This is a genomic window from Algoriphagus zhangzhouensis (genome assembly GCF_900148515.1).
Taxonomy (GTDB): domain Bacteria; phylum Bacteroidota; class Bacteroidia; order Cytophagales; family Cyclobacteriaceae; genus Algoriphagus; species Algoriphagus zhangzhouensis.
Window position 1 is genome coordinate 696,904 of sequence record NZ_FRXN01000002.1, and the last position, 10,753, is coordinate 707,656.

Sequence of the window (10,753 nt, forward strand, 5' to 3'; positions counted from 1 at the left end):
TCATCCAATAGCCATTTTGATCAAACCTTGAATCTTATTTATCTTTTATCCATGAAAAGACTTTTTCTCTTAGCCATTGCTGCCACTTTTTCATTTTTTAGCTGTGAAAAAGCCAGTTCTGAAGCCCCAAGCTCCGAACTACTGATCGAGTCATTCTTATCCTGGAATGGAGATTCTCTTCCTGATTATCCTGATGGAAAACCCAAAATTTCCATCGTCAAAGTGACCATTCCTCCGCATTCCGAATTACCTAAACACTATCATCCTGTAATCAATGCTGGTGTGCTTTTGACAGGGGAATTGACTGTAATCGACACAAAAGGTGATACGCTTCATATGAAAGCCGGAGACCCAATAGTTGAGCTAGTCAACCAGGTTCACTTTGGAAAAAATGAAGGAGAGATCCCTGCAGAAATCGTAGTTTTTTATGCAGGAACAGAAGAAAGTGAAATCGTAGTGAAAAAATAAACCCACTTGATCAGACCCATTCCTAAAAAATTGACTTGAAGCATCGAGTCAAAGGGTTATATTCCAATTCATTCAGAAAACCACCTTTATGAAATTCAAATCAACCTTACTCCTTCTTGGACTAGGACTGTGCGTCCATGCGCAAGCTCAGGAATTGTCCTCGGAGCTTTTAGACGGATTACCCCTACGAAATATCGGACCGGCCACGATGAGTGGGCGAATTGTAGACCTTGCAGTCAATGAGTCAGACCCATTTACTTTTTATGCAGCTACCGCCACTGGCGGGATCTGGAAAACCACCAATAACGGGGTTTCTTTTGAGCCTGTTTTTGAAAATGAAAATACGCATTCCATCGGCGCGATTGCCTTAAACCAAGAGCACCCCAATATTATTTGGGTAGGAACCGGTGAAAGAGCTAATAGACAAAGTAACTCTTGGGGAGACGGCGTTTACGTTTCTCACGACGAAGGCAAGACCTGGAAAAATATAGGTTTAAAAGACTCCCATCATATTGGTCGAATTGCCCTGCATCCGACTGACACCGCAGTCGCTTACGTTGCTGCCATGGGACATCTTTGGGGCCCGAATGAGGAAAGGGGTCTATACAAAACTTCAGATGGAGGAAAGTCCTGGGAGCAATTGATCTATGTCGATGAAAATACCGGAGTAGTCGATGTGGCCATGGATCCTTCCGATCCTAATATTTTATATGCTGCAACCTATCAAAGAAGAAGGAAACCTTATGGATTCCATGGAGGAGGACCGGGTTCTGGCCTTCATAAATCCACGGATGGAGGAAAAACCTGGAAGGAATTAACAAATGGCCTTCCTGAAGGAGATTACGGGAGAATCGGAATTTCCATATTTAGAAATAACCCCGATGTAGTATTCATTTCTTTGGAGCAGGGCTTTCAATACAATGCCTCCACTGCTTACAATGAAAGAAGAGCCGGATTATATCGAAGTAAAGACAAAGGGGAAAGCTGGGAATTGATGAGTGACTGGAATCCAAGACCCATGTATGCTTCTCAGCCATTGGTTGACCCAAGTGATGAATCCAGAATCTACATGATGAACCAATACAGCTATTCTAGTGATAGCGGTAGAACATTTACAGCTCCCCGCCAGTCCCTACATGGAGATGATCGAATCCTTTGGGTCAATCCGAAAGACTCTCGGCATGTAATTAAAGGTGATGATGGAGGAATAGGGATTTCCTATGACCGAGGCATCCAATGGCTTTTCATCAATAATCTTCCGGTCAGTCAGTATTATCGGGTTACAGTGGATGATGCCAAACCATATAATGTTTATGGTGGATTGCAAGACAATGGAAGCTGGGTTGGACCGAGTGAAACTTACCGTAGAGATGGGATTTTGAATGAGGACTGGAAACGACTGGGTGGAGGAGATGGCTTCCTCAATCAGGTTGATCAAAATGATCCAGACGTCGTCTACACCGAATCCCAATATCTGGGACTTTCTAGATTGAATATGAAAAATGGACAGAGACAGTCCATTCGTCCGGGCGATCCAAAAGGAAAAATCGGTGCCAGAAGAAACTGGGATGCTTGGGGCCCAGGACTTCCAGAACCTGAATTGGGCAATGCCATGGCACCGGGTAACTGGGACGGTCCTTTCTTTTTGTCAAAGCATGATCCCAATACTATTTATGCAGGTACCAATGTCCTTTGGAAAAGTACGGACAATGGATCCACATGGCTTTCTTTGGGAGATCTTACTACCAAAGTGAATCGAAGAGAGTTGCTGATCATGGGCCAAAGACCGGATGAAAACACTGCCTCTTTGGATGATGGAATTCCTTACTATCCTACTTTGACTGCCATCGCTGAGGACTTATTTACTCCGGGAATGCTCTATGTCGGAACCGATGATGGATTATTGCAAGTTTCTTGGGATGATGGCAAAACTTGGAATGATATGACCAGTGCTTTGAGCGGCCTGCCAAAAGAAACCTGGATCAATACATTTGAGCCATCCAAACATACAGCAGGAACAGCCTATGTCGCTATCAATAATTATAGAAATGATGATTTCAAAAATTACATCTACAAGACCACGGATTTTGGAAAAACATGGAAATCTGTAGAAGGAGACCTGCCTGCAAATCGGGTAGCAAGAACACTTAGAGAAGATCCAAAAAATCCAGATCTTCTTTATTTGGGTACTGAATTTGGGCTTTTCATCAGCAATGATGGAGGAAATCATTGGGCAGAGCTAAAAAGCAATATGCCGACACTTCCTTTCAATGATTTGGTGATACATCCAAGAGATAATGATTTGGTTCTGGGTTCGCACGGCAGAGGGGTATGGATTCTGGATCATGTAAATGCACTTCAAGAATTGACTCCAGAAGTTCTTAAAAGTCCAGCAGCTTTATTTTCAATTTCTGAAGCTGAAATCATAAACTATACCAATGACGGTGCTCATACTGGAGATATGTACTATCGGGGTGAAAACCCAGATTTCGGAGCTGCTCTAGATTATTATTTGAAAGATTCTGTGTCTGCAGATGCTATTAGTTTGAAAATTTATGACAGCCAAGGAAACTTTGTTTCTGAAGCAAAAGCCAAGAATAAACCTGGGCTTCATCGAATCATGTGGGACCTGCGATATCAGAATGATCAAGCTGGAAGCGGAAGATCAAGAATGAGTGGTCCTTATGTCAATCCGGGACTTTATACAGCCAAATTAACTGTGAATGGAGAAGAATTTGAGCAAAAATTCAGAGTAAGTGATGATCCTAGATTGGATATTTCCATAGATGTGAGAAAAGAATGGACTGAATCTCAAATGCAGGTTTTGGCACTATCTAAAGAAATCGAAGCGGATCGAGCTGATCTAGTCAAGCTAGAAGAGCAAATCGAAAAATTGAAAGAAAAGGAAATCACGATCGATAAGAGTACAGCCGCTCCATTACTTGATTTCATGAAAAAATATGGAGAGTTAAGCAGTCGAGTTAGAGGTCTATATTCTGAAATAGGAAATTATATTGGCCCTTGGACTACTGATCAAAAAGAGCAATACGCTTATTATCTTTCCATGAAAGACAAATTGAAAGCTGAAAAAGACCAAGTAATCAAAAGCACTTTGCCTAAAATCAACAAAGGCTTGAAAAAGGAAAATTGGTTGCTGATAGCAAAGTAAAAACTTGAGGCTGTTTCAAAAAATTATTTCTTGTCAGGCTGAGCGGAGTCGAAGGCCATTTTATGTGCAAAAGCTACATTTCGACTTCGCTCAATGTGACAAAATACATTTCTGGGTAAGCCTATAAACATAAATCCAAAATGCGAATATTCTTTACAGGAGGTTCAGGAAAAGCTGGCAAGCATGTGATTCCTTACCTTTTAGAACAAGGACATCAGGTCATGAATGTGGACCTGAAACCACTTGATCATCCGGGAGTGGATAATCTCATTGCTGACATTACAGATTCTGGTCAGATGTTCAATGCGATGAGTTCTTACACCAATTTAGGCGAACTCGAACCTGGAAATGGAGTTCCAAAATTTGATGCGGTTGTACATTTTGCAGCAGTACCACGTATCCTGATCAATCCTGACAATGAAACCTTCAGAGTCAATGCAATCGGCACCTACAATGTGATTGAGGCAGCAGTGAAGTTAGGGATCAAAAAAATCATCATTGCATCCTCGGAAACAACTTATGGAGTTTGTTTTTCGGATGGAGAGACTGATCCCCATTCCCTTCCTCTGGAGGAGGATTATGATGTGGACCCAATGGATAGCTATGGTCTTTCCAAAGTTGTCAATGAAAAAACAGCCCGGACATTTCAAAGGAGATCCGGATATGATATCTATGCCCTACGTATTGGAAATGTGATTGAACCACATGAGTACAAGGAGCTTTTCCCGCACTATTTCAAACATCCTGAGGTGCGCCGTAGAAATGCTTTTTGCTATATCGATGCGAGAGATTTGGGACAGATCGTTGATCTATGTATTCAAAATGACGGCTTAGGTTTCCAGGTTTTCAATGCCGGAAATGATCATAATGGAGCTGTGATTCCAAGTAAAGAATTGGCTGAAAGGTTTTTCCCAGGTGTACCAATCACTCGTGAATTGGAAGAACATGAAGCTTTATTTTCCAATAGAAAAATCAGGGAAGTTTTGGGCTTTAAAGAGCAACATAATTGGAGGAAATACCTGGATTGGGAATAAATGTAGAAAGGTTTAGGAAGGAATATGATTACTGAATTAGAAAGTGACAGATTGGTTTTAATTCCAATTACGATTTTGGATTTGGAAAAAATCCATGCACTTCATTCCCTTCCTGAAACTGATCAATACAATACGCTGGGAATACCTGAAAGTCTAGAAGAAACCCAAACGATTATTCAGGATTGGGTAGATAAAAATTCCAATGGCCTCTACCGGAACTTTGTATTCAAAATCGAATCAAAAGAGACCAAGGATTTTATTGGATTGATCGCCATCAATTTGGGTAGCGAGAAATACAAAATTGCCGAGGTCTGGTATAAGCTTCTACCCAATTTTTGGAAAAATGGATATGCGACCGAGGCATTAAATAGAGTTCTTGAATTCGGATTCAAATCCTTGGGACTTCATCGAATTGAAGCAGGATGTGCTGTGGAAAATATTGGAAGTATCCGCGTTCTGGAAAAAGTCGGAATGACTCGAGAAGGGAGAAAAAGGAAAGTTTTACCTCTAAAATACGGCTGGACAGACAACTTCTCCTTTGCGATTTTGGAGGAGGATTTTAATTCAAACTGAGAGTTCAGCCTTGTTGATTAGCTTTTCCACAAATAAGGAAACAAAATATATCCGGCTGCCGCTACGATGGCATTGATGGCCAAAAGGCTCAGAACCTTATCAGCACTGACCGACCAATCCAGTCCGTCCATGGCATTTTTAGAAATTCGGATAGCCATCAACAAAATCGGGATGATTACAGGAAAACTTAAAATAGCCATCAAAGTGGCATTATTTCCTGCTTTGGAAGCAATCCCAGAAACCATGGTCAAACTTGCTGAAAATCCCATTGCTCCCAAGATCAGGTTCAATAAAAATAAGCCTTGATCCTGAATAGGATTTCCCAAAATCACCGAAAAAACCCCATAACCCAACAAGGCCAAAATCAATGTCAAACCCGTGTTGTAGATGATTTTTGAAAGAATAATCGCCTCAGGAGAAGCAATCATATAGTAATACAGTTGTCTTCCCTGATGTTCTTGCACAAAGCTTTTCGCCACAGCATTCACTGCCGAAAACAGGATAATGATCCAGTACAGTGCATTCCAAGTTGGGCCAGAAAGATTCCCCATTTTGGCCCCAACACTCAAATAAGTGATGAAAACCGCCGAAACCACATAAAGCAAAATCCCATTGAGGGCATACTTTTGCCTCCACTCTAAAGTGATTTCTTTTCGGATCAAAACGGAAATTTCCTTTAACATGGCCCAAAGATAGGGGATGAAATGTTAATTCGGAGTTTTTCTATGATGGGTTCCCTGCTCATAGGCATAAGTCAACTCAATCAACTTTCCTTCATCAAACATTCTTCCCAAAAATTGCAAACCAGCAGGTAGATTCCCGCTCACAAAACCCATTGGAACTGTGAAAGCTGGCTGGCCGGTATGAGGAGCGATTACTTGGGAATTATCTCCCTTATATTCTTCCTGGAAATGATCGATTCTAGCTGCAGGATGATTCCAACTCGGATAGACCAAAGCATCCAAATTCAGTGAATCCATGACATTTTCAATCGCTTCTCTGAAAGCAATTCGATGCAGATCTGTAAAAGGATCCCCACATGGTCTATCTTCTGGATTAGTCACTTCAGCAGCATATTCCAATCTAGCTTGGGCAAATTTCGAATGAGTACCTATCCGGATCACATCTTCCAAAGTTGAGACGGTATCTCGCTTGACGTAAGTTTGAAGGAAGTCCTCCAAATCATTTTTGAACTCCGGACACCACTGATTTTGTCTCAATTCTTGGAATCCTGGGACCTCCACATAATCCACTATTTCAGCTCCAAGAGTTGCCATATCCACCAAAGCTTGATTGAATAAAGCTGTAACTTCAGGGTTTGGATCGTTTTCACTCAAAGTTCTAAAAACACCGATTCTGGCATTTTCAAGTCCATTTTCCTTTAAAAAGCTGGTATATGTTTCAGGGATTTTGCCTTCCGAATGTTGAGTAATCGGATCTTTGGTATCATAGCCAGCTATCGCATCAAGCATCCGGGTTGCATCCTCCACAGTTCTACACATCGGCCCAACGACATCATTTCTCAAGTACAAAGGCACAATACCTTCTCTACTAATCAAGCCCAAAGTCGTCCTGAAACCAACCAGAGAATTGTGTGAAGAAGGACCTCGAATAGAGTTTCCTGTATCTGTCCCCAAACCAACAGTTCCAAAATTATCCGCCACTGCCGCACCTGTTCCACCACTGGATCCAGCGGGCACATGATCGAGATTATAGGGATTATGAGTTGTTCCTTTGGTTGAGCTTTCGGAGTGCATCGGGCTAAAAGCCCATTCTGCCATATTGGATTTAGCTATCACAATTGCACCGGCTTCTTTCAGTTTTTGGATTATAAAAGCATCCGATTCTGGATAGAAATCTGCCAATGCCAAAGAACCAGCTGTCGTAGGCATTCCAATCGTATTGATATTGTCCTTCACGATAACAGGTATTCCGTGAAGTGGTCTTAACTTCCCTGTTTCTTTAAATTCCAAGTCTAAAGCTTTTGCATCCTCAAGTGCTTTGGGGTTGGTCTCAGAAATTGCATTGATTGCAGAATCTTCCAAAGCAATCCGATCCAAATATGCCTGAACCAAATCCTCGGCAGTAAATTTTCCGGATTGATAGGCTTGGTGAATAGACTCAATCGTTAACTCTTCGAGAACGATGGGATCCTTTTTCTTTTCACATGAGACGAAAAGAAAAATAAGTAAGGCAAAATAGGCATAGAACTTCATGAAGGAAATTAGCAAGTTTCCTCGTATTCAAGAAATTATATTTTGTGGACTTGGGAAAAGATTGAATCAGACCAATTCTTCGTTGGTATTTTGCTTCCAAAAATGCTCTTCAGGTGGTAGGCTATCCAGGTAAAGATTCGTCTGTTCATAGCCTTTATCCAAGATTTCCTTCCACCTCTTATCATCCATAAAACCGATTCCTTTTAGATTCAGCTCAAAATAATGTGAAACTTTGGACTTGGTGACTTCTTCCTTTTGAAGGCTATTGAGCGTCAAAGAATTAATAATGATCGATCCTAAGCTTGGAATCTTAAACCTTCTTTTCTTCAGCATTTTATCCCAGAAAAGGGACCAGCCTGTCGGTGTTTCCTCATAATTGACTTGGCGATCTGGCAAGCCTCCTAGAGAAACTGCGAATATCCTGGCAACCGGAAACCGATACATAGGTTCGATTGGTAGATTATCCATTACTGAGCCATCGACATGCAAATAGTTTTCGATCACCACTGGAGGAAATACACCCGGGATCGCAATACTTGCCATCACTTGTTTCCAGATCAAACCGCTCTCATGGATTTTGGCGGATGCTCGAGAGAAATTGGTTGAAACGCAATAGGAATTAACCCAGATGTCCTCCAAATGATGATCTGAGTACATGTCTTTTGCAAACTTCTTGATCTTTTTACCTGAAAGAATCGAGACCATTGGAAAGGTCATATCATTGGAGGTAAGCTTTGATTTTACTGCGATTTCGGTCGCCTCCACAATCCTTTTAGGATCAAAATCCGCAAAACTCATCGAAATCCCATAAATCGCTCCGGCACTGGTTCCGCCTAAGAAATCAATCTCAATCCCTCTTTCCTCAAGTGCTTTCACCACACCGAGATGGGCATAGCCTTTGGCTCCTCCACCTCCCAAAACCAATCCGGTGGCATTATTAGTAATGATCCTACAAAAACGACGGATGTCTCTCATGTTCTTTTTCCTCACATGAAGATGAAGATTGACCTGTCGGTCTTCTAACCACTGACTGGTATTTTTTGGGGTTGAGGCATTCTCCTCATGAAGAAGTAGAAGGTAAATTTTCTTATTGAGGATACTCTGGGAATAAAGATCCAATTCCTTTTCTATCGAATACAATCCAGGATCCTGATCGAATCCAACAGCCAAAATGACCAAATCAGCATAAACCATGCATTGGTGAGACCATTCTGGTTCCGCTTCACTACAGACCAAAATATTGATCCCTTCGTGCTGCTCCAAAGAATCAAAAAATGCCTGATCCGCATGCTCCAATTGGGATTCGTAATCATAAACTTGGACAGGAACGCGGTTATCTTGAAAGTAATTTTCCATATCCACTGTCCAAGGAGTCAGGTCAAAATCTGCCTTCAGATTCACCAAGGCAATATTTTTAGGGGGAGTGGATTTATTCTGTTGGAAGGTATTTCTCCTCAATCTGTTGATCACAAAACCAGTCAAGGAACTAGCAAACCTTGGATATTTGGCAACAAGAGAAAGATACTCTTCTTGATCAAACTCCAACACAACAGATTTCCGAATTGCCAAAACTGAAGCCATTCTGGGCTCTCCAGTAAAAAGGGCAAATTCTCCAACTGGCTCGCCTTCTCCAATATCACCCAGGATTCTGGTTCCATTTTTATCCTCTTTGATGGCACGAAGCCTACCTGATAAAACCAGATAAAGAACATTCTCGGATTCCCCTTGATGGAAAAGGTATTCTCCTGTATTGATTTCTTTTTTGGTACCAATTTTTAAAATCTGATCCAATAATTGATCGTCCATGCCTCCAAAAAGTTTGTGGAAAAGGCGATGGTAATGTGCATTAACATCCTGCATAAACTCGGGGTCTATTTGGGTCTATTTGAAATTTTCGAAAGAAGAAAATCAGATTTGGGGTTTTGAAAAAGATCCGACTCTCCCTTCAGTATTAATTTTGTACAGCTACTAAAGTTTTCTCACAATCTGGCGAAAAATTGCTGATTTTCAAACTATAACGAAAAAAAGCCCTCAAAGGGCTTCGATATTCTCAATGGAAAATAAAATCTTAGGGATTGTTGCTCTTTATCCATTCCAAAACCTGTTCTTTCGGCAAAGCCTCGATCACTCTTCCCTCTTTTCCTGTCATGGTTTCGGCAGCAAAAAGAGAGTTAATTACTGCCTCTTCCGTTGCTTCGATCACTGCTAGAAACAATGAACTCATATCATCATTTCTGAGAAAGCTGGCTTCTTCTTTTGTACCGAATTTGGCAGAGTAGGGAATTCGCAAACCCTCAGCAGTTGAAAAGGCAATTACATAATCCCCCGAACCATTGGAAGCTATACCTCCAGTTTTGCCTAAGCCCATCATGGCTCTTTGGGCCATTCTTTCCAAATTTCTTTCCAAAACTGGTGCATCTGTAGCAATTACAATCATGCAACTACCGTCTGCTTTTTCCAAGGCATCTTTGAAAGGATATTTTCCCAATTTTTCACCAACTGGTACCCCAGCAATTTGAAGGTTCCCTCCAAAATTGGTCTGTACCAAAACACCAACAGTATATCCTCCCAAGCTTTCTGGAAGTTTTCGAGACGAACTTCCAATTCCTCCTTTCCAACCAAAGCATATCGTACCCGTACCAGCACCTACATTTCCTTCTTCCACGGAAGCTGATTTAGCGGATTTGATGGTTTGAATTACTTCTTCAGGACTGATGTGCATTCCTCGAATGTCATTGAGAAACCCATCATTAGTTTCTCCAACAACTGCATTGACAGAACCGACATTTTCATTTCCAGGACGCTCTAGAGAATACCTCACAGCTCCTTCTATTCCAGCAGCTACCGAAAGAGTATTGGTTAATATGATCGGGCTCTCGATATTTCCCAACTCCTGAACCTGCGTCACACCAGCCAATTTTCCGAAGCCATTCCCAACAAATATGGCGGCTGGGACTTTTTCCTGAAAAAGATTTCCACCATGAGGTAAAATTGCGGTCACTCCGGTTCGGATGGATTCCCCTTCAATCTTTGTAAAATGCCCAACTTTGACACCCGGCACATCCGTGATGGCATTCCAAGATCCTGTAGGCAATATTCCAAAAGGAATCCCCAGTTCTCGGGGTCTATTTTGAGCAAAAGAGTTAGAATTCATCAGAAAAAGGGATAGAAATATCAATAAAGAGCGGTTCAATTTTTTCATGCTTTGGGGAATGGGAAGCCAATTTTTTAAATTTTTCAATTTTCCAATCTTCCAATATTACCTATCTTAACCCCTCCATCCAAGAATTTCA

The 10,753-nt window shown here is 41.4% G+C and carries 8 protein-coding genes; 4 read left to right on the forward strand and 4 right to left on the reverse strand.

Translation table 11 applies throughout. The features are described from left to right. Window positions 1-51 precede the first annotated feature (51 nt). The 4 genes from BUF13_RS08925 to BUF13_RS08940 all read left to right on the forward strand — a co-directional run bounded on the left by BUF13_RS08925 (window position 52) and on the right by BUF13_RS08940 (window position 5,244). On the forward strand, window positions 52-468 hold the full coding sequence (locus BUF13_RS08925) for a cupin domain-containing protein (RefSeq protein ID WP_073571425.1): 417 nt from the start codon (window positions 52-54) through the stop codon (window positions 466-468). An 88-nt stretch (window positions 469-556) separates the two neighbouring features. Continuing rightward, entirely contained in the window at window positions 557-3,637 is a 3,081-nt protein-coding gene (locus tag BUF13_RS08930) for a sialidase family protein (protein WP_073571426.1), read from the forward strand. A 140-nt stretch (window positions 3,638-3,777) separates the two neighbouring features. After that, the gene (locus tag BUF13_RS08935) at window positions 3,778-4,671 is read left to right on the forward strand and encodes an NAD-dependent epimerase/dehydratase family protein (RefSeq protein WP_073571427.1); all 894 of its coding nucleotides are present in this window, start codon (window positions 3,778-3,780) and stop codon (window positions 4,669-4,671) included. Between the two features lie 24 nt (window positions 4,672-4,695). Then, window positions 4,696-5,244 carry a GNAT family N-acetyltransferase gene (locus tag BUF13_RS08940; protein ID WP_073571428.1) on the forward strand — a complete coding sequence of 183 codons (549 nt, stop codon included), beginning with the start codon at window positions 4,696-4,698 and terminating at the stop codon, window positions 5,242-5,244. A gap of 17 nt (window positions 5,245-5,261) precedes the next feature. Here BUF13_RS08940 and BUF13_RS08945 read toward each other — a convergent pair whose 3' ends face one another. The 4 genes from BUF13_RS08945 to BUF13_RS08960 form a co-directional block, all read right to left on the reverse strand. Further along, a complete protein-coding gene (locus BUF13_RS08945) occupies window positions 5,262-5,927 on the reverse strand; it encodes a heme exporter protein CcmB (protein ID WP_073571429.1) in 666 nt (221 codons plus the stop codon). Window positions 5,928-5,951: 24 nt separating this feature from the next. Then, window positions 5,952-7,460 carry an amidase family protein gene (locus BUF13_RS08950; RefSeq protein WP_073571430.1) on the reverse strand — a complete coding sequence of 503 codons (1,509 nt, stop codon included), beginning with the start codon at window positions 7,458-7,460 and terminating at the stop codon, window positions 5,952-5,954. A gap of 66 nt (window positions 7,461-7,526) precedes the next feature. Further along, on the reverse strand, window positions 7,527-9,320 hold the full coding sequence (locus tag BUF13_RS08955) for a patatin-like phospholipase family protein (RefSeq protein ID WP_073571431.1): 1,794 nt from the start codon (window positions 9,318-9,320) through the stop codon (window positions 7,527-7,529). 208 nt (window positions 9,321-9,528) lie between these two features. Next, a complete protein-coding gene (locus tag BUF13_RS08960; protein WP_073571432.1) occupies window positions 9,529-10,662 on the reverse strand; it encodes a DmpA family aminopeptidase in 1,134 nt (377 codons plus the stop codon). Between the last annotated feature and the right edge of the window lie 91 nt (window positions 10,663-10,753).